The sequence below is a fragment of the Caballeronia sp. genome, assembly GCF_028292365.1.
Lineage (GTDB): Bacteria > Pseudomonadota > Gammaproteobacteria > Burkholderiales > Burkholderiaceae > Caballeronia.
The window spans coordinates 1-20,682 of sequence record NZ_JAQGMM010000547.1 but is presented as its reverse complement, the minus strand read 5'-3'; the positions used below and the strand labels follow the sequence as shown (position 1 = coordinate 20,682).

24 protein-coding genes are annotated in these 20,682 nt (G+C 60.0%); 12 read left to right on the top strand and 12 right to left on the bottom strand.

Annotated elements, in window-relative coordinates; genetic code table 11:
* The 4 genes from JWR14_RS32205 to JWR14_RS32190 form a co-directional block, all read right to left on the bottom strand.
* A partial coding sequence (locus tag JWR14_RS32205; RefSeq protein WP_299717533.1) for a hypothetical protein occupies positions 1 to 224 on the bottom strand: 224 nt, incomplete at its 3' end.
* A gap of 180 nt (positions 225 to 404) precedes the next feature.
* On the bottom strand, positions 405 to 659 hold the full coding sequence (locus tag JWR14_RS32200; protein ID WP_299717531.1) for a CsbD family protein: 255 nt from the start codon (positions 657 to 659) through the stop codon (positions 405 to 407).
* A 108-nt stretch (positions 660 to 767) separates the two neighbouring features.
* Entirely contained in the window at positions 768 to 1,124 is a 357-nt protein-coding gene (locus JWR14_RS32195; RefSeq protein WP_299717529.1) for a response regulator, read from the bottom strand.
* Positions 1,121 to 2,620 (bottom strand): ATPase domain-containing protein, encoded by a 1,500-nt coding sequence (locus JWR14_RS32190; protein WP_299717527.1) that lies wholly within the window; start codon positions 2,618 to 2,620, stop codon positions 1,121 to 1,123. Before JWR14_RS32190 ends, JWR14_RS32195 begins: the two co-directional genes overlap by 4 nt.
* 379 nt (positions 2,621 to 2,999) lie before the next feature.
* Here JWR14_RS32190 and JWR14_RS32185 point away from each other — a divergent pair, with 379 nt between their 5' ends.
* The 5 genes from JWR14_RS32185 to JWR14_RS32165 all read left to right on the top strand — a co-directional run bounded on the left by JWR14_RS32185 (position 3,000) and on the right by JWR14_RS32165 (position 6,613).
* On the top strand, positions 3,000 to 3,374 hold the full coding sequence (locus tag JWR14_RS32185; RefSeq protein WP_299717538.1) for a CidA/LrgA family protein: 375 nt from the start codon (positions 3,000 to 3,002) through the stop codon (positions 3,372 to 3,374).
* 10 nt (positions 3,375 to 3,384) lie between these two features.
* The gene (locus tag JWR14_RS32180) at positions 3,385 to 4,113 is read left to right on the top strand and encodes an LrgB family protein (protein WP_299717525.1); all 729 of its coding nucleotides are present in this window, start codon (positions 3,385 to 3,387) and stop codon (positions 4,111 to 4,113) included.
* Positions 4,114 to 4,316: 203 nt separating this feature from the next.
* Positions 4,317 to 4,595: a hypothetical protein gene (locus tag JWR14_RS32175; protein ID WP_299717523.1), complete on the top strand. Its 279-nt coding sequence runs from the start codon at positions 4,317 to 4,319 to the stop codon at positions 4,593 to 4,595.
* 207 nt (positions 4,596 to 4,802) lie between these two features.
* A complete protein-coding gene (locus tag JWR14_RS32170; RefSeq protein ID WP_299717521.1) occupies positions 4,803 to 5,504 on the top strand; it encodes a DUF2968 domain-containing protein in 702 nt (233 codons plus the stop codon).
* Positions 5,505 to 5,905: 401 nt separating this feature from the next.
* Positions 5,906 to 6,613, top strand: a complete 708-nt coding sequence (locus tag JWR14_RS32165) for an OmpA family protein (RefSeq protein ID WP_299717519.1) — start codon at positions 5,906 to 5,908, stop codon at positions 6,611 to 6,613.
* 126 nt (positions 6,614 to 6,739) lie between these two features.
* Here the strand turns inward: JWR14_RS32165 and JWR14_RS32160 are convergent, their stop codons facing one another.
* From JWR14_RS32160 to JWR14_RS32150, 3 genes are read right to left on the bottom strand one after another with little or no spacing between them, the layout of a single operon-like run.
* Positions 6,740 to 7,243 carry a methylated-DNA--[protein]-cysteine S-methyltransferase gene (locus JWR14_RS32160; protein ID WP_299717516.1) on the bottom strand — a complete coding sequence of 168 codons (504 nt, stop codon included), beginning with the start codon at positions 7,241 to 7,243 and terminating at the stop codon, positions 6,740 to 6,742.
* Between the two features lie 28 nt (positions 7,244 to 7,271).
* Positions 7,272 to 7,532: a hypothetical protein gene (locus JWR14_RS32155; RefSeq protein WP_277046900.1), complete on the bottom strand. Its 261-nt coding sequence runs from the start codon at positions 7,530 to 7,532 to the stop codon at positions 7,272 to 7,274.
* Positions 7,525 to 8,295, bottom strand: a complete 771-nt coding sequence (locus JWR14_RS32150; RefSeq protein ID WP_277046946.1) for a DNA/RNA non-specific endonuclease — start codon at positions 8,293 to 8,295, stop codon at positions 7,525 to 7,527. The genes JWR14_RS32155 and JWR14_RS32150 overlap by 8 nt, the downstream gene beginning before the upstream one ends.
* A 252-nt stretch (positions 8,296 to 8,547) precedes the next feature.
* Here JWR14_RS32150 and JWR14_RS32145 point away from each other — a divergent pair, with 252 nt between their 5' ends.
* Together JWR14_RS32145 and JWR14_RS32140 are read left to right on the top strand one after the other, a co-directional pair.
* Positions 8,548 to 9,654, top strand: a complete 1,107-nt coding sequence (locus JWR14_RS32145) for an alpha/beta hydrolase (RefSeq protein WP_299717512.1) — start codon at positions 8,548 to 8,550, stop codon at positions 9,652 to 9,654.
* A 53-nt stretch (positions 9,655 to 9,707) separates the two neighbouring features.
* Complete coding sequence (locus JWR14_RS32140) at positions 9,708 to 10,028, top strand: YnfA family protein (protein WP_213767970.1); 321 nt, start codon at positions 9,708 to 9,710, stop codon at positions 10,026 to 10,028.
* Positions 10,029 to 10,061: 33 nt separating this feature from the next.
* On the opposite strand, the gene JWR14_RS32135 is transcribed toward JWR14_RS32140, so the two are convergent.
* A complete protein-coding gene (locus JWR14_RS32135) occupies positions 10,062 to 11,102 on the bottom strand; it encodes a DUF2891 domain-containing protein (protein ID WP_299717510.1) in 1,041 nt (346 codons plus the stop codon).
* A 497-nt stretch (positions 11,103 to 11,599) separates the two neighbouring features.
* Between JWR14_RS32135 and JWR14_RS32130 the strand changes: the two genes are divergently transcribed.
* Positions 11,600 to 12,895, top strand: a complete 1,296-nt coding sequence (locus JWR14_RS32130; RefSeq protein ID WP_299717508.1) for an MFS family transporter — start codon at positions 11,600 to 11,602, stop codon at positions 12,893 to 12,895.
* 67 nt (positions 12,896 to 12,962) lie between these two features.
* Here the strand turns inward: JWR14_RS32130 and JWR14_RS32125 are convergent, their stop codons facing one another.
* The gene (locus tag JWR14_RS32125) at positions 12,963 to 14,315 is read right to left on the bottom strand and encodes a type II toxin-antitoxin system HipA family toxin (protein WP_299717506.1); all 1,353 of its coding nucleotides are present in this window, start codon (positions 14,313 to 14,315) and stop codon (positions 12,963 to 12,965) included.
* Positions 14,315 to 14,572 carry a helix-turn-helix transcriptional regulator gene (locus JWR14_RS32120; protein WP_299717504.1) on the bottom strand — a complete coding sequence of 86 codons (258 nt, stop codon included), beginning with the start codon at positions 14,570 to 14,572 and terminating at the stop codon, positions 14,315 to 14,317. Before JWR14_RS32120 ends, JWR14_RS32125 begins: the two co-directional genes overlap by 1 nt.
* A 463-nt stretch (positions 14,573 to 15,035) precedes the next feature.
* On the opposite strand from JWR14_RS32120, the gene JWR14_RS32115 reads away from it, so the two are divergent.
* The gene (locus tag JWR14_RS32115) at positions 15,036 to 15,692 is read left to right on the top strand and encodes a hypothetical protein (RefSeq protein ID WP_299717502.1); all 657 of its coding nucleotides are present in this window, start codon (positions 15,036 to 15,038) and stop codon (positions 15,690 to 15,692) included.
* 13 nt (positions 15,693 to 15,705) lie between these two features.
* Here the strand turns inward: JWR14_RS32115 and JWR14_RS32110 are convergent, their stop codons facing one another.
* A complete protein-coding gene (locus tag JWR14_RS32110) occupies positions 15,706 to 15,903 on the bottom strand; it encodes a hypothetical protein (RefSeq protein ID WP_299717500.1) in 198 nt (65 codons plus the stop codon).
* A gap of 62 nt (positions 15,904 to 15,965) precedes the next feature.
* Entirely contained in the window at positions 15,966 to 17,045 is a 1,080-nt protein-coding gene (locus JWR14_RS32105; protein WP_299717498.1) for an AraC family transcriptional regulator, read from the bottom strand.
* 234 nt (positions 17,046 to 17,279) lie between these two features.
* Between JWR14_RS32105 and JWR14_RS32100 the strand changes: the two genes are divergently transcribed.
* The 3 genes from JWR14_RS32100 to JWR14_RS32090 form a co-directional block, all read left to right on the top strand.
* A complete protein-coding gene (locus tag JWR14_RS32100; RefSeq protein WP_299717535.1) occupies positions 17,280 to 18,413 on the top strand; it encodes an acyl-CoA dehydrogenase family protein in 1,134 nt (377 codons plus the stop codon).
* A gap of 460 nt (positions 18,414 to 18,873) precedes the next feature.
* Positions 18,874 to 19,617, top strand: a complete 744-nt coding sequence (locus JWR14_RS32095) for an IclR family transcriptional regulator (RefSeq protein WP_299717496.1) — start codon at positions 18,874 to 18,876, stop codon at positions 19,615 to 19,617.
* 57 nt (positions 19,618 to 19,674) lie between these two features.
* The coding region (locus JWR14_RS32090; RefSeq protein ID WP_299717493.1) for a cyclase family protein at positions 19,675 to 20,682 on the top strand (1,008 nt) is incomplete at its 3' end.

Here is a 20,682-nt window from a genome sequence, read left to right as displayed (position 1 = left end):
CCGCCGAGCGACGGTGAAATGATGCTGCCGGGCGGAAGGTCGTCCGAGGTGGCATCGTTCGCTGTGCGCGAGGACGTCGGCGCGTGGCTCGTGCTGCACGAATCGACGGAATCCTGCCCGACGCAACGCTGAAACGCGTCCGCGACGGCGCTATCCGAAAATGTATAAACGGTTTGCTCGACCAGTACTTCTGTATCTGAGAGCCGGCTTGCAGTGATTGTCATGAAGGTTCTCCCTGTTAGGTTTGCATCATGGAAATCAGCATCAACCGCGCCCGATCCTCGAGGGCTTGTCCTAAAAGCCGGCCTGAAAACGAGCCGCTCAAACCGCAAAAAAAGCCACAAAAAAATGGCCGTGCTTTTCAGCACGGCCAATTGTCTTTCACATAACCCGCAGCGCCCAACTTACCGTTGCCGCGCCCAGATCGCGCCGAGCACAAATCCGATTGCACCCGCTACGAGCACGCCATTGATCGGCTTTGCAATGACCGCTTCACGGACTTGGTCGATGGTCTCGCCGTAGTTAAGCTGGATCTTGCCGAGCACCTGGCGCGCCTTGCCTTCAGCCTGCGTACCCGCGTCGCCGGTCAAACCGCCGACCGCATCCTGCACCTTGCCCACGACGGTCTGCGCCGCGCCTTCTACCTGATCCTGCACCATGGTGCCTCCCGTTCTAGTTGAAGCGGTTTATCGAAGAATCCGGCTAACCGGAGCGTTCATTTCAGCAGGGATCGTGCCCAGGCGGGCGTGCCGCTATCTACGCCGTTATCAAGCCGTGCCGAGCAGGCGCGTGACGATTTCGATGAGTTCATCGATGGAAAGCGGCTTCCGGTGGAATTCAAGGTGCGGGTGCGTGACCGTCGGGGTGCGCGCGGCGGCGCTGGAGAGCACGACGGGAATTTGCGCGAGGGTGTCGTCGGCGGCGAGCGCGTGGCATAACGCGACGCCGTCCATGGTGGGCATCATCCAGTCCGTGATGATCAGGTCGGGCGGATTGGCACGCACCGACTCGAGCGCCAACAAGCCGTTTGACGCCGTGCTGACCTCGTACCCTTCCATCTGGAGGACAAGCCGCCAAGTGGTCAGGAGGTCGAATTCATCATCGACGACGAGGATTTTTTTCATTTCCGCGTGCCGGTGTCCGGGTCGGACAGCGTGAGCGGGATCGTGCCGCGCGCCGATAACAACGTGGTCGTGCCGATGAAACCGTCCGTGAGATGCAGGCCGTTTTCATCGATGACGAAACGGCGGATGGACGGATCGTGGGCGCTTTCGCGCTGCTTGATGATAGAGACGATCCGGTACAGCGACGTGCTTGTCTCCACGTATCGCATCAACACGATGTTCTCCGTCATCGCCGACGCGCGGATCGAGCCCCCATGCGCCATGTCCGCATAAAGCGGCAGCTCCTCGGTCAGCATTGTCGTGACGCTCTCCTGGCGCAGCCGGTGCGTCAACGCGTTCAGGAACAGCCCGAAACGCTCCATACGGTTCGCCGAATCGTGGAACCCTTCAATCCCGTCCACCACCAGCCGCGACGCGCCCGCGCGCTTCACCACTGAAATCAGCTCGGCTGCAAGTTCGTCGATGGCGAGTTCCACCGCGGGCCGCCACTCGACGATCAGGCGGCCGTCGGCGACTGCATCGGCAAGATGGATGGAGACGGATTCCGCCTTGGCGACCAGCCGCTCCGGCGATTCGTAAAAGCCGAAATACACGCAGCGTTCGCCGTTGGCGACCCCGGCTTCGAGGAATTTCAGTGACAGCAGCGTCTTGCCGATCCCCGATGGCCCGATCAGCGTTGTTGTCGAGCCTTTGACCACGCCGCCGCCCAGCATGGTGTCGAAGTCGGGAAGGCCGAACGCCAGCTTCGACTTCAGGTCCGGCGCGCCCTCAAGCAGCATCGAACGCGCTTCCAGGCGTGGGAACGTGACGAGGCCGTCGGCGGTGATCTTGAAGAAATGGCGTCCTAGCAGGTGATCGCGGCCGCGTAGCTTATGCACTTCAATTTCGCGCGCGCGCCGCATGCCGGTGGCGAAACGGTTGAGTTCGACCAGGCCATCCACGAGCGTGTGTTCCGGGTGCGGCTCGTTGCCCGAAAGCGGCGCGAGGATCAGCGTGGTGCAGCCCGCAGCCGTCACGAACGCGCTCAATTCGTGGATGAACTGCGACAACTCCAGTTCGGTGGAACTGAATTCGCGGGCGCTGCGAAAACCGTCAACCACCATGAAACGCGGGCGGCTTGTCTTGATGGTCGACGCGATCAACGCGAGAAAACCGTTCAGGCCGTCGCGCATCAGTTCGTGGTAGCCGGAGACGAACAGCATTTTGTCCGAGATAGCATCGGCGTTGTAGAACGACAGCCCTTTCAGATGCGACAGCAGCTTGGAATGCGACTCCGCGATCAGTGTGATGTACAGCACCGAGTCACCCTCGGCCACGCGATGAAAACCGATCTGCGTGGACAGGATGGTCTTGCCCGCTCCGGCCATTCCTTCGATCAGATACAACCCGCCCTTGATCAGCCCGCCGCCGAGTATGTCGTCAAGGCCGGGCACGCCGGTTGTCACGGTGTTCGGGTCGGAATCGGTACGGCTTGATGGAGTAGCTTGGTCGGTCATGGAGATCTCGTGTGCCGTCGCCCGGCTCGTACGTATGTCACGTAGGAACGGATTATCGCCGAGATGGCGAGCGATGTCGGTATTTGTAAATTTTTATGAAGGCGTCGATTAAATCGCCGGAACGCGGGAGATGAGGGCTTGACCCGGGCACGCGCCGCATCAGGCTGATTGTGCGAGCACGTTTCACGCCCGGTCGTCTTGGCTGCTTTAGGTGCTTTATTTAGGTGCGTTATTTGGGTGCTTTAGGTTGTTGTAGCCGGTTTAGTCGTCCTGGTCTGCGCGTTGGACCAGGACGCTACGCCAGGCGTGACGCGTGTCATCATCCCGACTTCACTGCTCCACTGCTTCGCTCGTCAAACTTCACTCAATTAACCACGCCATGCTGCGCGCTCTTGCTACCTTGCTTCTGTTCCAGTGCTTCGGAGAAGGCCTTTCCATGGGCTTGCATGTGCCCGTTCCGGGACCTGTGATCGGTCTGTTGCTCCTGTTCGGCTATCTGCTGATAAGGCCGTCCGCCGTCGATTCAATCGAACCTACCGCGCTTGAACTGCTGCGCCATCTATCCTTGCTGTTCGTGCCAGCGGGCGTAGGCATCATGGTCGCCGCCGACAAGGTGCGCGGCGAAGGTCTGGCGATCGCGGTGGCGCTGGTGGTGAGCACCACGCTTGCCATTGCCGTCACCGCGCTCGTCACACGTGCGCTGATGCGCCGCCAGATGCGCCGGGCGCGTGTGAACACGCCGTCAGAACTTTGAGGACCACGCCATGACACAACTCGGCGCCCTCTGGGTCTACCTCGCCGCCACACCCCTGCTTGGCCTGACGATGACCCTGTTCGCGTACCTGATCGCGCAAGGCATCTACGCTCGCGCCGGGTTCAACCCGCTTGCGAACCCCGTGTTGATTGCGGTGGCGCTGGTCGTTGCCGTGCTGAGCGTGACGCATACGCCGTATCAAACCTATTTCCAGGGTGCCCAGTTCGTCCACTTCCTGCTCGGCCCGGCAACAGTTGCGCTCGCACTGCCGCTCTACCGGCAATTGCCGAAGCTGCGTCGCGCTGCCGTGCCGCTGGCCGGCGGCCTGATCGCCGGTTCGCTGACCGCGATTATTTCGGCGACCGTCGTTGCCATCATGTTCGGCGTGCCGCGCGTGACGGTGATATCGCTCGCGCCCAAGTCCGCGACCACGCCGATCGCCATGGCTATCGCCGAGCGACTGGGCGGACTGCCATCACTGACCGCCGTACTGGTGATTTGCACCGGCGTGTTCGGCGCGGTATCGGCACGTACCATCCTCAATGTTCTACGTATTGAAGAGCCGGAGGTCCGAGGCTTCGCGCTTGGCGTGGCATCGCATGGCATAGGGACGGCACGCGCGTTCCAGGTCAGCGATGAAATGGGAGCGTTCGCCGGTCTCGGCATGGGCCTGAACGGATTGTTCACGGCATTCGTGGTGCCGGTCTTGTTGCCGATGATCTTGCGGTGGGTCAACTGACCCGCAGAGAATTGAAACGATCAAGCCGGTATGGGAGAAATTCAGAACTTGCTCATGGTTCGGACGACACGGAGATGGTCTCATCTTGGCTGGTCGTGCGCTGTCATCTGGCGCACGTGAATTTCTCTTCTGTCTGACGCCTGTCACGAGTACGCGGTTAAGCGATAGTTCGCGCGCAGGCATTTTTTGCGCGAGTCCTTCTCATGTCCTTGCATGTCTGTTCATTCCGTTCGGTTCTCACGTCCGCCAGTCTGGTTGCGCTGGGTGTTCTTTGCCAGGTCTCGCCGGTCATGGCGGCAACGTCCATCGATCCGCGTATCTACTCGGGTGCACCGTTCGCTTTCAAAGCGGATCGCGGAATCTTTGCTGGCGTGCCGACACATCAAGTCGATGCGCGGATCTTCTCGCCCATCAACTCAACAGGCGATACACACGTTCCATCGGTGGTTCAAGAGCACGTGCGCCTGCGTCACGATTTATAAAACAAGGCAGGAATTCAGTCATGAAGCGCGCAAGGCTTATGCAACGGGTTCTTCATCAATCGCTTCATGAATCGTTTCAAATCGTTGAGTGTTTTCAGGTGGTGGTGAGACTGTAAAAAGCCTCTTCATGGATTTTCCGCTTCAGCTTTCCTATCTGCCATAATTCCGGTGCTTCGCATTCTTAATTGCGTTCAACCCGGAAATTCCATGAACTCCAACAATACAACGAGAGGCGGGGCACTGGTCTTGGCATGGTTCGTCCTGTGCGGCGCAGCGTGTGCCGCCGGGCCCACAGCGCCCAAGCAAAGCAGTACCCCGGTAGCCGATGCACTCGGCGACTCAAGCGTGCGCCGCAGTCTTCTGACCAACGGCGCCGCCGACGAACCGCAGGCGACAGTGAATGGCAACGTCGCGGACCTGCAGCAAATGATTCGCGATGGAAGGGTAAAGGAATTGCGCACCACGTATAACGGCAGCTATGGCGCGAGCTTGCTGTTTTACCCCGATGAAATGACGTTTTATATTGCATTGTTTCAGCAAAAGAAATTCTGGCGCGTGGTCAAGACTCAAGTGGATTCTCGTGCGGAAACCATTTACGCGGACTTTGCCAAGAACAGTGCGGCACTCGCCGATACCGAGATTCGCCGGACCAAGCTCGAAGCTGAGAAGAACTTTGCTGACCGGCTGATCGCCGTCCAGCAAGGGCGCGCCAACCGTCTTCAGGCCGACCTTGATGTCGCGCGGACGCAGCAAAGCCAGGTCGCCGACAGGCAGGCGGAGCAACAGGAAGCGATCCGTTCGCTGCGTGCGGAACAGGACGCCGCGCAAGCGCAACTGCGTGCATTGCAAACAAAAGTACAAGATCTTCAGCGCCAGTCCGATGTCGACATGATGCCGTTGCCAAAGTGAAGCGCGCCTGAGGGGTCAAGCTTGTTGATGTCGGTTTTGCTGCCTGCGTTTCGATCGCTAGCGGCACATTTCAAATTGTGAAAAAGCGGCCGCATTCGCGGCCGCTTTTCATTTCCCGCGCAGTAATGATGCGTCAAAAGTTTTCTGATTGTTCACGTTTATAGGTTATTTCCTAAATCGCTCTAACGTGTTTCATTTATTAGGAATTATCCAGTTAGGAATGCTAGTTTTCGCGTGCTAACATGCCGCGCGATTTCGGATTCCAGATCATTTTTAAGATCCGGATCGAAGGCTTGAGGCGAATAGGTGGCTGTGAAAATCGGGTAACTGTCTGATGGCCCATCCAGTACGCATTTGTCTCGATATCTCAGTCACACGTCAATTTAAGAATGGTAAACAAGATGTCCAATAAACTAATTGCTGCAGGTCTGTTGTCAATCGGTGTGCTTGCAGGCTGCTCTTCTGCTTCGGGCCCGACTTTCAACGCTAACGAGATCCAGACGGCCAATGGCGCGCAGGTTTATCGCGTGGAATGTCATGGCTTGTTCGAAGGCGTGGCGGCATGCGTGAAGCAGGCCCAGAAAATTTGCGGCGACAAGCCTGCATACAAGCTCGAAACGATGGAACGCCTGCGCGCGCCGTCCGAAGATCCGGCCGATCCGCGTGTCCTGACGTTCCAGTGCGGCGCGCCTGCTCAGGCCGAAGTTGCACCGGCGCCAGTGCCGGCTCCGGTCCCACAGGCCGCAGTGGAAATGCCCCGTCAGATCGATTTGAGCGGCGACGCTAACTTCGCTACCGACAGCGCCACGCTCACGCCGAAAGCAACCGACACGCTCGACGAGTTTGTGTCTGCTGCCCAGGGCGTGACGTTGCGCCAGGTCGCAGTGGCGGGCTACACGGATTCAACAGGTCCGGCTGCGCACAACCGGCAGTTGTCGCAACGCCGCGCGGAATCGGTGATGCAGTATTTGAAGAGCAATGGTTTGCGTTCGCAAAGCTACACGGCGCAAGGTTTTGGCGCGTCGAATCCGGTCGCTTCGAACTCGACCGTTGCTGGCCGCGCAAAGAATCGTCGCGTCGAAATTCGCGTCAGCACGCAGCAGCAGTAATCTGTGTTGTGAGTCTTGACGCGCTGGACGTTGTTTCCCGGCGTCCAGAAGCGGAAAACCCCCGCAAGCGCGTAGCGCTCGCGGGGGTTTTTTGTGTTCTGACCGATCGATTACGTGTCTGAACGTTCAGAACAACGTGAGTTGTGCGCGTCCTGGGCCACCTTCAAGCGTCAGCAGATGTTGCTTGCGCTCTACGCCGCCCGCATAGCCGGTCAGCTCTCCATCGGCGCCTATCACGCGATGACACGGCACAATGATCCCCACGGGGTTACGCCCGTTCGCACCCCCCACGGCTCGTGACGCCCCAGCGGCCACACCCATCCGGCGCGCAAGATCGCCATAGGTCCACGAGGTGCCGAACGGGATCTCTTGCAGTGCCGCCCATACACGTTGCTGGAACTCGGTGCCATTGAGCCGCAGCGGTACGGAAAACACGGTTCGCTCACCGGCGAAGTACTCGGCGATCTGTTCCATCGCCACGATGATTGCACGTGACTTCGGCGCTCCAGTATCGATGAGACCGGCGGGAAAATGCTTCTGGCCGACGAAGAACAATCCCGTCAGGTAATCGTCCTCCGCGCGATACGCGAGATGGCCCAGTGGACTCGGTGCAATGTGGCATTCGATCAAGATACGTCTCCGGCCAATTTTTTAACGCTCAGATGAACGGATTATCCGTCTTGCCCGCTGGCTTCGGCGTTTCATCGGCGAGTTTCACGGGTAGGCTTGCGTCATTCTGCAAGGCGTCGACGATGGCGTTGACCGCCTTTTGCAGCGCCAGCGCCGTGGTCAAGCCGGTCTTGTCACGTGCGATTTCCAGGTCGCCGGAAATGGACAGCCGTGCGGTGTCGTTGGCGATCACGAGCGCGTCGCCGTTGATGTTGAGTGTGTCGGTATCGTTGGCAAATGGCTTAAACACCTTTCAGTCCTCCAATGCGTTGGTCTTTCAGCGTGTCCGGAATGCCTGGAAATTGCAGCCCGCTCATGGCTTCCAGTTCCCGGACCGTCTTGACCGTGTATTCGTTCGTTGGCGTGTTGTCGACCACCACCGCGAACGCCAGGTCACGTCCGGGCAAATACACTACCTTATACAACTGCGTGGGCACGAGCACACGCGACTCACCAATGGTCTGCAACTGCCGTCCGGAAAACAGGGGGCCCGTGACCACGTAGGCGTCACCGGATTGCTCCACCAGCCGTCGCACGGACTGTTCTATGCGCGACCAGATGCGCCGGTTGTTCGACGAATTTTGCGGTACTACGTTCGCGAGCGAAAACGATTCCGCCATGCCTTTTTTGTCCCAGCGATCTCCGGCCGGGCTCATATGGCCCCGATCGTAGCCGCTCTTCTTGTAGTCCGAGAGCGTGGCGCTGTCGCCGGGCGGCAATTTTTTATCGACGAAAAAACGGTTGGTGCGGGTGTTGTCGCGGGCATCGTCCATGTGTTCGGCCGTCAAGTGTTCCGCCGACCACAACGGTCCGTGCGTCACGCCGGAATGGAGGACCGCGAAGTCGGAATAACAAAGTTGCTGCGTCGAGGCGCGCATCTTCGCATTGGCGACAATGGGCGCCCGGCCACCGGGGCTGAACTGGGGACAGTCGCTGGCCGCGAGGGCATTGAGGGATACGGTAGCGCTGAGCGCGGCCAGCAAAGAGGCAAGGAACGTGAAGCGGATTTTCATGCGGCGTGCGAGGTCGGGTTTCATCTGGGTGAGTCGAGGCGGGAGTATAAGGCGCCGGGGACCATCACGTGGCGATGAGATCGATGCTTGTCGACGGTATCCGTGCCGCCGACGGACAAAACGCACACGCGATAAAATTCTCGCGCCGTCGCTTGGTGCCTGCGTGCATCGTGGGGCCGCAACCATCCTGGTTCGATTTTGCTGCGGTTGTTCTGGCTTCTCCCTTGTTTCCATTTGCGAGCTTCCGTGCCCATGACTTCGATTAGCCGCATGCTTTGCGCTGTTTTAGCTTTAGCCGTATCGATTGCATCGCCTGCCTTCGCCGATTCGACCGCTTCCAGCGCTTCCAGCGATCAACCCGCGTCCTCGCCATCGGCCGCATCATCTCCAGCACCATCCGACAACGACGGTCCTGCTTACGGTCCCGAGCTCCAGGGCTTCGATTATCCGTATCCGGTCGGCCGGTTCGCGATTTCATCGCAGCGGCAAATCGTGCGCATGGCGTATATGGATGTCGCGTCCAAGCATCCTAACGGACGGACCGTGGTGCTCCTGCACGGCAAGAACTTTTGCGCAGCGACGTGGAAGGAGAGCATCGACGTGTTGACCGATGCGGGGTATCGCGTGATCGCGCCGGACCAGATCGGCTTTTGCAAATCGACCAAACCGGTGCGGTATCAGTACACGTTCCAGCAACTGGCGCGCAACACGCACGCATTGCTCGCGGCGCTGGGCGTGAAAAAAGCGACGCTCGTCGCGCATTCCACGGGCGGCATGATTGCGGTGCGATACGCGCTGATGTATCCGCAAGAGACCGAGCAGCTTGTGCTGGTAAATCCGATCGGGCTGGAGGACTGGAAGGCGAAGGGCGTGCCATCCATCTCGATCGATGACTGGTACGCGCGCGAGTTGAAGACAAGCGCCGACGGCATTCGCAAGTACGAGCAAGCCACGTATTACGCGGGTCACTGGGACTCACGCTACGAGCCGTGGGTGCAGATGCTGGCGGGGATGTATCGCGGGGCGGGCAAGGACGTTGTAGCGTGGAATTCAGCCTTGCTCTACGACATGATTTATACGCAGCCGGTTGTCTATGAGTTCGGGCAGATCAGGACGCCGACGTTATTGCTGATCGGCGATAGGGACACCACCGCAATTGGCCGGGACCTCGCGCCGCCGGAGATCCGGCCGACGCTCGGGCGCTATCCGGAGCTGGCCAAACACGCGGTAGAGGCGATCCCCGGTGCGAAGCTGGTCGAGTTTGCGGAGCTGGGCCATGCGCCACAGATGCAGGACCCGCGCGCGTTTCATCAGGCATTGCTCGCAGGGTTGGCAGCGCTTGGTGAGAATGGCAAGTGAAACCGCTTATAGAGCCCGCTCATAAAAACCACCATGAAACCCTGGCTGCCGATATGAAGACGTTCCTGCTGTATGTTGTGACCGCCATTGCCGAGATAGTGGGCTGCTATTTTCCCTATCGATGGCTGAAGGAGGGCGGTTCTCCCTGGCTTCTCATCCCCGGTGCGCTGGCACTCGCACTCTTCGCATGGTTGCTCACCCTGCATGCCAGCGCCGCCGGCCGCGTGTATGCGGCGTACGGCGGCGTTTACATCGCCGTGGCGATCATGTGGTTATGGATTGTCGAACGGATCCGCCCGACAAGCTGGGATCTCGCCGGCGTCGCGATCGCGCTGGCCGGCATGAGCGTGATCGCGTTTCAGCCGCGCGGATGAGATCGAGCTCACAAACGCGAGGCGTCAAACCAGTCAGGCCTCCAGCGCCAGCAACGCAAACGTCGCGAGCCAGTGCTCGCCCATGTAATCACCCGCCACATGCGCCAGGCCCGCTGCAAGATGAGCGTTCGCAGTGGCATCGAGCAAGCCGATACGCACATCGCCCACCGGCAGCGCACGCGCGAGCGAACGCTGGCACCACGCGCGGCTGAGGTTCAGGCCGTCGAGGTGGGCGAGCTTGCCGTCGCTGCGATCTGACACGGTGGCCGGCACGAACAGCGTGGCGGGTTCACTCGCGTCCAGCCGGGGCAGGAAGCGGTCGAACCAGCCCGCGAATTCGGCCGGGGGCAACACCCGCCGCATCAACTCGGCTTCCATTAGCGCCGACGATAAAAATTCATCGCCGCCCGGTTCCCACGCCTGACAACCCGCATCGTTCAGATACCAGCGGCGCGCGGTATCGGCGATCAGCGTTTCGAACGCCGTGTCACCCACTTGCCGTGCAAAACCAACAGCCAGCGTCAGCGCGAACGCCGTATTGAAATGCGTGCCCACCCGCAGCGGATAGGTCAATTTCGGCAGGTACTCCGTGAAACGCTCGACAAACGCGTGCGCAAGCGGTGCCAGTGTCGCGGACCAACGCTGGCCTTCTGCTGACTGCATCGAATGAAGCTGGCCGGCAAGCGCGAGCAGCCACGCCCAGCCGTACGGACGCTCGAAACCACGTGCCTCCGGACGCTGCAAGTACGCGACTTCGGCGGCGACATTGGCATGAGTGAAATGCGAGTCGATCAGCGCACGAATGTCGGACGCTTCCGGCAACGCGGGAAAACGGTCGACAAGCCGCGCGACCAGCCAGTATCCGTGAACGCACGAGTGCCAGTCGAAACTGCCATAGAAGATCGGATGGAGCGCGCGGGGGCCTTGTGCATCGGCGGCGCTGCCCATCACGTGGTCGAGCTTGTTCGGGTATTCGCGCGTCAGGTGGCCGAGTGCGAGCCGGGCGAATTTCGATGCCAGGGCGGCGTCGAGCGTGTGATGCGTGTGATGCGTGTGATCGGACTGCGGGTTCATGCGGTTCTCCAGAAAAACCATGCGTCCGCAATTATGGCAAGACTTCGGCTCAGGGATCGCGTGAATCGAGAGCGGCAATGCGCGGGCAGGGGCCGTTTTCTGTGACTTGGTTTTGTGGCTTGGTTTTGTGGCTTGGTTTGTGGCTTGGTTTCGTGACTTAGGGTAATTACTAAACTCTTTCAACACGTGTGATCGTAAGGTTTGGCTGTGAGCGCTCCATGCTTCCATTAGTTGGCTGCAAACCATTGATCTAGTAGGAATTCAAAGCTTAAAAGGCTTTGAGGAATTTCTCTCAATTTCGTACTTTGACAAAAAACTTTCTATTAAGGTTAAAGCGTAAGCTGAATTTTTGCTGATCGTCATCTTGCATCAACCTGCTTCTCGTCGTATAAACTGGCGCGCCAACGCCGCTCAGGGCGGACCGTCACCGGCATCAGTCCGGCGCAAGAGCGGACACAAGCCGCCGTTTTCAACACGCGACAGGAGTTTCAACCAGCATGGCCGACACCGTCCTCTCAACTTCAGCCGACACCCGGCGCCGCGTCTTCGCGATCGTCGGCGCTTCATCGGGAAATCTCGTCGAGTGGTTCGACTTCTATATCTACTCGTTCCTCGCGCTGTACTTCGCGCCGGCGTTCTTTCCAAGTGGGAACCCGACCACGCAGTTGCTCAACACCGCGGGCGTGTTTGCAGCGGGTTTCCTGATGCGGCCAATTGGCGGCTGGATGTTCGGCCGTATCGCCGACAAACACGGTCGCCGCACCTCGATGATGATTTCCGTGCTGATGATGTGCGCGGGCTCGCTCGTGATCTGCTTCTTGCCAACCTACGCGAGCATTGGTGCATGGGCGCCGTTCTTCCTGCTGATCGCACGGCTGTTCCAGGGTTTGTCGGTGGGCGGCGAATACGGTACGAGCGCGACCTATATGAGTGAAGTGGCGCTGCAGGGGCGGCGCGGTTTCTTCGCATCGTTCCAGTATGTGACGCTGATCGGCGGACAGCTTGCCGCGTTGCTCGTGCTGGTTGTTCTGCAGCAGTTATTGACCACGGAAGAATTGAGGGCGTGGGGCTGGCGTATCCCGTTCGGGATCGGCGCGCTCGCGGCGGTTGTGTCGCTGTATTTGCGGAAATCGCTCGATGAAACCACCACGGCTGAAACCCGCAAGCTGAAGGAGGCCGGCACGCTTCGCGGTCTCATGCAGCATAAAGGCGCATTCCTCACCGTGATTGGTTTCACGGCGGGCGGATCGCTGATCTTCTATACGTTCACCACGTACATGCAGAAGTATCTGGTGAACACCGCCGGCATGCATGCCAAGACGGCTAGCAACGTGATGACCGCGGCGTTGTTCATCTACATGATCATGCAGCCCGCATTCGGCGCGTTGTCGGACCGGATCGGCCGGCGCAAGTCGATGCTCTGGTTCGGTGGCCTCGCCACTTTCTGCACCGTGCCGCTCCTGTACGCGTTGAAGGACGTCACGAGTCCGGTCATGGCGTTCGTGCTGGTGGTGATTGCGCTGGCTATCGTGAGTCTCTACACGTCGATCAGCGGACTGATCAAGGCCGAAATGTTTCCCGCGGAAGTGCGCGCGCTTGGTGTGGGTTTGTCCTATGCGGTCGCAAACGCGGTGTTCGGCGGCTCCGCGGAATATGTGGCGCTGTTTCTGAAGTCGATTGGCAGCGAGACGACCTTCTACTGGTACGTGACGGCACTGTGCGCAATTTCCTGGATCGTCTCGTTGCGGATGCGCGATTCGTCGAAGGAAGGGTATTTGCGCGACGTGCCTTGATGATGTGATTGATGTGATGCAAACCCGGCGCGAGCCGGGTTTGGCGCGAAATCGTGCACGTCGTCTGTCAGGCAACTAGCCTGGCGGGCATCGCGTCGAGTTCGGCTACTGTCCTGCGCAGTCCCTCGAAGATACGGTCCGCGACTCTGGCCGGAAAACCCCCCGGCAATTCAGTCGACACACGCTCGATCACACCGGGCGTTTCTTCAATCAACCGCTGGATGATCGGTTCCGCATCCTGACCATATGAGCATCGCGGCGCCATTGCGTTGAAGTGGCGGCGCTGGATATCGCGAAAGGCGTAGTGACGGTTCTTGCCCGACACCGCCATGGCGAGTTTGGCCTTGAACCACGACCACTGGCTTGCTCCCTTCCCCTCGACCGGCCAGATGGACATCACGTCATAAAGCGGCGTCAGCCGATACTGTCCACCCGCCAGAAGCCGGATGCTGAAGTTCTTCGCGTGCCCGTCCGGGGCCGCCAGCAGCCAGAAGAGTATTTGCGTGGTCAGCAGCGTTTCGATGTCTTCCTTAGCCGTCTCGGACTGCTGAAGCACTTGCGCCAGATCGATCACCCCCGGGCCACCTTCGTTCTCGTATTTCTTGTACGAAGGCAGCCCCATCACCTGGCAAAAGTCCTCTTGCGGGAGCCTCAAGATCCACTTGCCGCTTGAGTGCATCTGGCGGTCAAAGCGTTTGACGCTCAGCACGCGTTGCCGGCCGAAGGTCTTGATCTCTGTTTCAGCGACCGGCAAGCCGTAGGCCTGCAGGAGATGCATGCACAGCCATTCGTTTTCAACCGACGTGGTGAGGTCCGCGCGCCGATTGCCCACCAGGCCAAGCGGAAGCTTCAGGATATGCGTAGTCGGCGTGGCGCCATGGGGTTTCATCCACTGACCCTCATGCCAGAGGAGCGCTGTCTTTTCCTGCGCACCGGCGAGGGAAATCCGGAAGTCGTCTTCGTCGTTCTGGGGGCCAAAAGTGCCGCTGCCGGCGGTCTGGTTCAGGAGCGCCTCGATTTCTCCGTCACTGAGCGGAGTACCATCGATCTGTTCGACACCAGTGGGCTCCTCGTCGACTCCAAGGAGCTGAACTGCGCCGACGCAGTCCCGGCCAATGGCCTGTAAGAGATCAAACGCATCCAGCGTGTCGGTGCGAAATCGCTGGCCGATGCGCTTTCGAATGGCTTCGCTGTCCGGCAGCAGGTTGTCGAAGTAGTTGAGTACCCGATCGCCTTTGAGCGGGGCGTTATCGAGCGGGATAGGCAACGACAGTGAGAGGGGCCGGCTCAGCTCGGAGGCAGCCCACTCGGGGTCGTAGGCGAGTTCCATCGGGCCGCGAGTGGGAATCCGCCAGATGCCCATTCGTACGCCGTTGACCCATACCGACAGCGCTCGGGAATGTGGCTTGCGTCCTGCCATTACCACTCCAGCGCAGACGCGGGGGACGCTGGAGCGGGCGAACCCTTGTCCAGTACCTGGAGTTGCAGCTCGTAGGCGCCAAAGAGCGTCAGCAACTGGTCAAGCGTCAGCGCGCCGGAATCAGTCTCCAGCGTTGATATGCGACTTTGGCTGACACCGAGTCTGGAGGCCGCTTCGGCTTGGGTGAGGCCCGCCCGCCGACGGCCGGCCGCGAGAATCTGACCCATCTGGTACGGCGTTGCGATAGTCTGCTGCATGATAATTATCTCTCACACGAATAACTGCAATTTATTCCTCTGGCAGATATTTGTCAATTATGCGTGTGGCAGATATTTGGCAATTATCTGTCACGCGCATAACTGTAGTTTATTCGTGTGACAGATATTCTTGAACGAGACGTGCCGGCAACAAACAATGTCGGTCTATAGAGCGGCTTGAGTAGTCGAACTTCGGCCGCGCGCCCTCAATTTCGCGTCTCTTTTAGCGTGGTTGCCCTTAAACCACGCGCTTGCTGTTGATTCTGCGGGTTTTTACCGCGCGCCCAGACAAAACGCGCATTATTGAGATACCGGTAAGATTGCGGTCAGATGCCCACTTAGGCGACGCCCCCGATACGATCCGGCTCGTCGCCGTGATGACGGGCTCGCCAGGACCTAAGCGTCAAGCGCATGTAAATCCGTTGCGCGGCGTTTGCGAGTCCGTCTGCTTGGAGACTAGCCCATGGAAGATTTCGATGAAACGCTGTACCTCGTGTGGCGAGCCAATCTGAATGTGCTCGCAGGATCGCCGGCTGGCGGCGCGAGGATTGCCCGCATGATGAGTTTTTCCCCGTCGTACATGAAACTGATCCTGGCCGGAAGGCGTGATTTCAGTGAGGAATTCGTGCGGGGGGTCGAAACCGTCACCGGCTTGCCGCCGCGCTGGCTGGACGAGCGCCGCGACCGGCGCGACATTCCGCCCGAGACCCAACGCGCAATGGACGAGGAAACGCCCGCTGCCGTGTTCCGCGGCAATGCGCACCCGGCGCCCAAGCGGCCTGTCCTGCGCGGGCCGGAACCGCTCCTCTCCCAGACGGAAGCGACCCGGCGCATCGCCGACCAGGCGCTCCAGCAAGTAGAAACGCATCGCCGCGACCAGATGTTCCGGCGCAACCGCGACCTACTATTGACTGACCTGCGCCGCGTGGAGCGGCAGCTTTCGATGGTCCAGCTCGATGGCATCAACGCGAAGGCGGACGATTTGCGCGCGTCGGGCAAACTGGACGACCCGGTGAAGGCCGATCTTGCCGGACGGATCGAACAGATCGACAAACACCGCGCAATGCTCATGCAGCATGTGGAGAAGCTGGGCCTGCTGCTGACCGGTCTTGACGACTAGTGACGAGAGCGCACTAGCGCGACCGTTTGCCGTGGCTGTCGCGGCTGTTGCGACGTTCCGGCGCGGCGCCAGGTTGATGATCGACCGAGATCGCGACCGGGTCGCTTGCGGGAAAACTCTCGTCCAGCGCTTCGTCCAGGGCGGCCTCGCGATGATTCGCGTCTGCCGTCGCTTCCGGCTTGCTGTGCGGTGGTGTTTTCGGTTGCGGCATGGCAACGCTCCTTCAGTGGACCAGCAGATTTTCACTATAGCAGCGCGACGGTGCGCGTGCTGTCATGCATCTGCGTCGCTGCTGACGTCAGCACGCATGCCGCGATACGCCGTCGGCCGCACCCCCGTCCACTTCCTGAATGCGCGATGAAATGCGCTAGGTTCTGCGAACCCGAGCGCATGCGCTATTTCCGCGATGGTCTGCGTCGTATCGGCAAGCCGCGCGATCGCGAGATCACGCCGCAGCGCATCACGGATCGACTGATAGGTTGCGCCCTCTTGTTTCAGGCGGCGTCTGAGTGTGGCTTCGGCCATGTTCAGCGCCGCCGCCATGGCTTCGCTATCCGGCCAGTCGACGGGCGGCGCCTGCCGCAATTTGCGGCGAATCCGTGCGGCGAGCGAATCGGGATTGCGATACTTGACGATGAAATTGGCCGGCGCCTCGCGCAGGAAAACCTTCAGCGTGCCGGCCGTCTGAACGACCGGCCACGTGGCGCAGTCCGGCGCGAGATCGACATACGACGCGGGTTGGTCGAAGAACATTGCGTCGCAGAACATCAGCCGGTATTCGTCGCTTGCCGCCGGTTCCGGGCAGCGCAGATGTGCCGCCAGCACCGGGATGCGACGGCCGACCAGCCAGCACAACAAACCATAGATCATGATGAACGCGGTCGCGTAAGCGAACATCGGGCGGGGTGCGAGGGTTCCACTAGCGGTGTCGACGAGGCGAATTCTTACGCGGGTTGTGTCGGTATCGATTTCGCATCGCAGGTCGTCCAGCACGAGCCGCAGGAAACCCGCGATGCGGGTCAGCGCCTGGCCTGCGTCGCGCGAACCCAGCGCCGCATGACAGAGCAACGTGAAGCTGCCGCGACGCATCGGATGGCTGTCCTGGCCGAAGAACTCATCGTCGAGCACGTCTGCGATGGCGCTCCATAAGCGGCCATATTGCGCGGCCGAAACACGGGCGAGCGGCGCCGCGAGCGTGGCGGGGTTGATGCCCGCTCGCTCCAGTAACCCGGCCCGTGCCACGCCGCGACGCTCGGCGCATTGCAGCGCTTCTTCGACGAAATCCCCCGCGATGGTCCCGCGTTCGTTGGCTGGGCGGCGTGGTGTCCTGGGACCGGGCGGAGTTGGGGTCACGGCAGACCGGGGCCGCCGTTCATGCGGGTTTGTTGGCGTTGGGGTAGTCACTAGGTGGCGCATTCGCTCAGGAAGCTTGATCGTTTCAGGCATCGGCAGACGGATGTGTCACGCCTAGAATCTGGCGTGAGGCTGTTTGCCATCCACTTGACTGCTCCGCCGCTTAAGCGCAGCAGTGTAAGCCCAGTGCCTTCCCTGTGTTTTCCTGTATTTCACACGAGCCAGACCATCATGATCGACAGTTTCCTGACCGACGACCAACGCATGATCCGAGACGCCGCACGCGATTTCGCCACCGAAGTGCTGGCACCACACGCCGGCCAATGGGACCGCGACGCCGCTTTGCCGGACGAAGTCGTGCGGCAACTCGGCGAGCTCGGTTTGCTTGGCATGATCGTACCCGTTGAGTGGGGCGGCACGTTCAGCGACTACGTGGCGTATGCGTTGGCTATCGAAGAGATCGCAGCGGGTTGCGCCTCGTGTTCCACGCTGATGGCCGTGCACAATTCTGTCGGCTGCGGACCCATTCTCGCGTTTGGCACTGAAGCGCAAAAGGCTGAATATCTGCCGAAACTGGCGACGGGCGAGATGATCGGCGCGTTCGCGCTGACTGAGCCGCAAGCCGGATCGGAGGCTAATAATCTGAAGACGCGTGCTATTGAACGCGACGGCCAGTGGGTGCTCTCCGGCGCGAAGCAGTTCACAACGAACGGCGCGCGCGCGGGCATGGCGATCGTATTCGCCGTGACCGATCCGGAGCTTGGAAAGAAGGGCTTGTCGGCGTTCATCGTACCGACGAATACACCCGGTTTCAACGTTGGGCGGCCCGAGCACAAGATGGGCATCCGTGCCTCCGATACCTGCCCGATTTCACTCGAGGACTGTGCGATTCCTGCCGCCAACTTGTTGGGTGCGCGCGGCGAAGGATTGAAGATCGCGTTGGCTAACCTGGAGGGCGGGCGCATTGGTATCGCGGCGCAGGCGGTGGGCATTGCGCGCGCGGCATTCGACGCGGCGCGTGCTTATTCCCACGAGCGCGTGCAGTTTGGCAAGCCGATCAAGGAGCATCAGTCGGTAGCCAACCTTCTCGCCGATATGCAGACCAGCCTGAACGCCGCGCGTCTGCTTGTGTTGCACGCGGCGCGCATGCGCACTGAAGGTTTGCCGTGCCTGAGCGAAGCGTCGCAGGCGAAGCTGTTTGCGTCGGAGATGGCGGAGCGGGTTTGCTCGCAGGCCATCCAGATTCACGGCGGTTATGGGTATCTGGAAGACTATCCGGTCGAGCGCCACTATCGCGATGCCCGCATCACGCAGATCTACGAAGGTACGAGCGAAGTACAGCGCATGGTGATCGCGCGGCAGCTTTAAGGCGTATGAAGGCCACGCGCGATTCATGCTGAAACACCGCTCGTTAACACTTTCGGTTCAAGCGGCTTAGAAGCGGCGAAGCCTTGCTCGAAGGCTTCGCCGTTTTTTATCGCTCCCGTATACCTTCACTTTTAGCTCCCGCGAAGGCTCACCTTGATCCCAGCTCACTCTCCCGAATAGACTCACCGCTTGCATCCTGCAGGTTCTCACCTGTCGTCGTATTTCGATCCCGCAAAAAAAAACGTAGGCCCGGCGGGAGATTTATAAGGATAGCTATCTATTTAAGATTCAGTCTTGCAATGAAACAGGCAATCCGGCCCCGTGACGCTGGGAGGCTGATTTCTTCAGACGGTTTCCTTCGGGGTTGGTTCAGACCCGGAAGCGGTGAGCGCGACGCATTTCTAGGTGTATACCCCAAACCCTATTGCGTTGAAGTTATCGATATACCGATAATGTTGTCATGGATGTGAAAACTGCAGTGCGCGTCTTCGACGTAATCAACCTGTTTGCCGAAGTCCGGCAACCGATGATTTACAGCGAGATTGCGCGTCGAACCGAAATCCCTTTGTCGAGTTGTCATGCGCTTTTGCAGACGATGGTGGCAAAGGGTTATCTCTACGCGCCGGGCGTAAAAGCGGGCTATTACCCGACGCAACGCCTGTTGCATGTGGCACGCGACATTTGCAGCGAGGACCCGTTGACGCTGCTGTTCCAACCGTTGCTGACGGCGTTGCGCGACGCGACGGGCGAAACGGCCGCGCTCGCGACGCTCGCGGGCACTCGGGTCGTCTATCTGGATGTCATGGAATCGCGCCAGAAGATTCGCTACAGCGACGAACCCGGCGGTTTCATGCTCGTCCACGCCAGCGCGGCAGGCAAAGCGCTGCTCGGTGCATTGCCGGTGGATGCGCGCCTGCGCCTGCTCGACAATTGCGAGCCGCTGAGCGCATTGACTGACGGTTCGGTGATCGATCGCGTGGCCCTGGAGGTGGAAGTGGAGCAGGGCGTGACACTTGGCTGGCATCGTTCGACCGGAGAGAACGTCGAGGACGTAGCGGGCCTTGCGAAGGGATTTTCGATCCACGGTGAAGCGTTCGCGCTCGTTATCGGTGGCCCGAAGGCACGCTTGCTGAAGAACCAGGAGCACGCGGTCGCGGCGCTCCTCAATATTTTCGACCGGATACCGCAAACGCTGATTAGCTAGCGGCAGTGGGGACCCTGGTCGCGCCGACGGCGCAAGACGTCGCGCAAGGAGAAGAACATGCAGGATCAGAGGCGCTGGAAAAACAGACCTGACGGTTCGAACTGGGGCGACTTCGGCCCCGACGATCAACTCGGACGACCGAACCTGATCACCCCGGAACAGGTATTGAAAGGAGCGCGTGAGATTCGCGCGGGCCTGAGTTTTTGCCTGTCTTTACCGCTGGATTATCCGGGCGACAGCAAGCTGAACGTGCGTCGTCATCCGCCGGTTTTGCGGCCCACGACGAAGGACGGTTTGCCCTACGTGAACTTTCCGTTCGCGCGCATGGAGGAGCAGGCGACCGACGTGGTCAGTGACGATCAAGTGCTGATGAGCCTGCAATATTCCACCCAATGGGACTCGCTTGCGCATGTTGGCGCGCTCTTCGACGCCGACGCCGATGGCGTGGCGGAAAGCGTCTACTACAACGGTTACAAGGCGAACACCGACGTAGTAGGGCCCATTGAATACCGTCGCGAGGACGCGTTTGCGCCGCACGCCTGCGGCAACGAACATAGCCACGCGGAAGCGCTCGGTATTGAAAATCTTGCGGTAAAGGGCATGCAGGGACGCGGCGTTCTTGTCGATCTCGTGGCGCATTACGGGCGTGAGCACCGCACCGTGGGTTACGACGACCTGATGTTCGCGATCGACGCAGACAAGGTACAGATCGATCGCGGCGACATGCTGCTGCTGCGCACCGGGTTCGCTGAACTGGTGCTGGAAATGAATCGTCATCCCGATGAAGCCGTGCTGAACAGTCAATGCTGCGCACTCGACGGCCGCGACCAGCGGCTGTTGCAGTGGCTGACCGATTCGGGCATTGCTGCGCTGGTGGCGGACAACTATGCGGTCGAGCGATATCCCGCACGTCCCGCGCAAGGTCAAGAAAGTCACTATCCGTTGATGCCGCTGCACCATCATTGTTTGTTCAAGCTCGGCTTGCCGCTTGGCGAGCTTTGGTATCTGCACGATCTGGCGGTCTGGCTGCGCGCCAACGGTCGCTCGCACTTCATGCTCACGGCG

Excerpts from the sequence above, each read along its gene's own strand:
- JWR14_RS32200 (WP_299717531.1), bottom strand. The coding sequence starts at position 659 with ATGGTGCAGGATCAGGTAGAAGGCGCGGCGCAGACCGTCGTGGGCAAG.
- JWR14_RS32195 (WP_299717529.1), bottom strand. The coding sequence starts at position 1,124 with ATGAAAAAAATCCTCGTCGTCGATGATGAATTCGACCTCCTGACCACT.
- JWR14_RS32190 (WP_299717527.1), bottom strand. The coding sequence starts at position 2,620 with ATGACCGACCAAGCTACTCCATCAAGCCGTACCGATTCCGACCCGAAC.
- JWR14_RS32185 (WP_299717538.1), top strand. The coding sequence starts at position 3,000 with ATGCTGCGCGCTCTTGCTACCTTGCTTCTGTTCCAGTGCTTCGGAGAA.
- JWR14_RS32180 (WP_299717525.1), top strand. The coding sequence starts at position 3,385 with ATGACACAACTCGGCGCCCTCTGGGTCTACCTCGCCGCCACACCCCTG.
- JWR14_RS32175 (WP_299717523.1), top strand. The coding sequence starts at position 4,317 with ATGTCCTTGCATGTCTGTTCATTCCGTTCGGTTCTCACGTCCGCCAGT.
- JWR14_RS32170 (WP_299717521.1), top strand. The coding sequence starts at position 4,803 with ATGAACTCCAACAATACAACGAGAGGCGGGGCACTGGTCTTGGCATGG.
- JWR14_RS32165 (WP_299717519.1), top strand. The coding sequence starts at position 5,906 with ATGTCCAATAAACTAATTGCTGCAGGTCTGTTGTCAATCGGTGTGCTT.
- JWR14_RS32150 (WP_277046946.1), bottom strand. The coding sequence starts at position 8,295 with ATGAAAATCCGCTTCACGTTCCTTGCCTCTTTGCTGGCCGCGCTCAGC.
- JWR14_RS32145 (WP_299717512.1), top strand. The coding sequence starts at position 8,548 with ATGACTTCGATTAGCCGCATGCTTTGCGCTGTTTTAGCTTTAGCCGTA.
- JWR14_RS32140 (WP_213767970.1), top strand. The coding sequence starts at position 9,708 with ATGAAGACGTTCCTGCTGTATGTTGTGACCGCCATTGCCGAGATAGTG.
- JWR14_RS32135 (WP_299717510.1), bottom strand. The coding sequence starts at position 11,102 with ATGAACCCGCAGTCCGATCACACGCATCACACGCATCACACGCTCGAC.
- JWR14_RS32130 (WP_299717508.1), top strand. The coding sequence starts at position 11,600 with ATGGCCGACACCGTCCTCTCAACTTCAGCCGACACCCGGCGCCGCGTC.
- JWR14_RS32125 (WP_299717506.1), bottom strand. The coding sequence starts at position 14,315 with ATGGCAGGACGCAAGCCACATTCCCGAGCGCTGTCGGTATGGGTCAAC.
- JWR14_RS32120 (WP_299717504.1), bottom strand. The coding sequence starts at position 14,572 with ATGCAGCAGACTATCGCAACGCCGTACCAGATGGGTCAGATTCTCGCG.
- JWR14_RS32115 (WP_299717502.1), top strand. The coding sequence starts at position 15,036 with ATGGAAGATTTCGATGAAACGCTGTACCTCGTGTGGCGAGCCAATCTG.
- JWR14_RS32110 (WP_299717500.1), bottom strand. The coding sequence starts at position 15,903 with ATGCCGCAACCGAAAACACCACCGCACAGCAAGCCGGAAGCGACGGCA.
- JWR14_RS32095 (WP_299717496.1), top strand. The coding sequence starts at position 18,874 with ATGGATGTGAAAACTGCAGTGCGCGTCTTCGACGTAATCAACCTGTTT.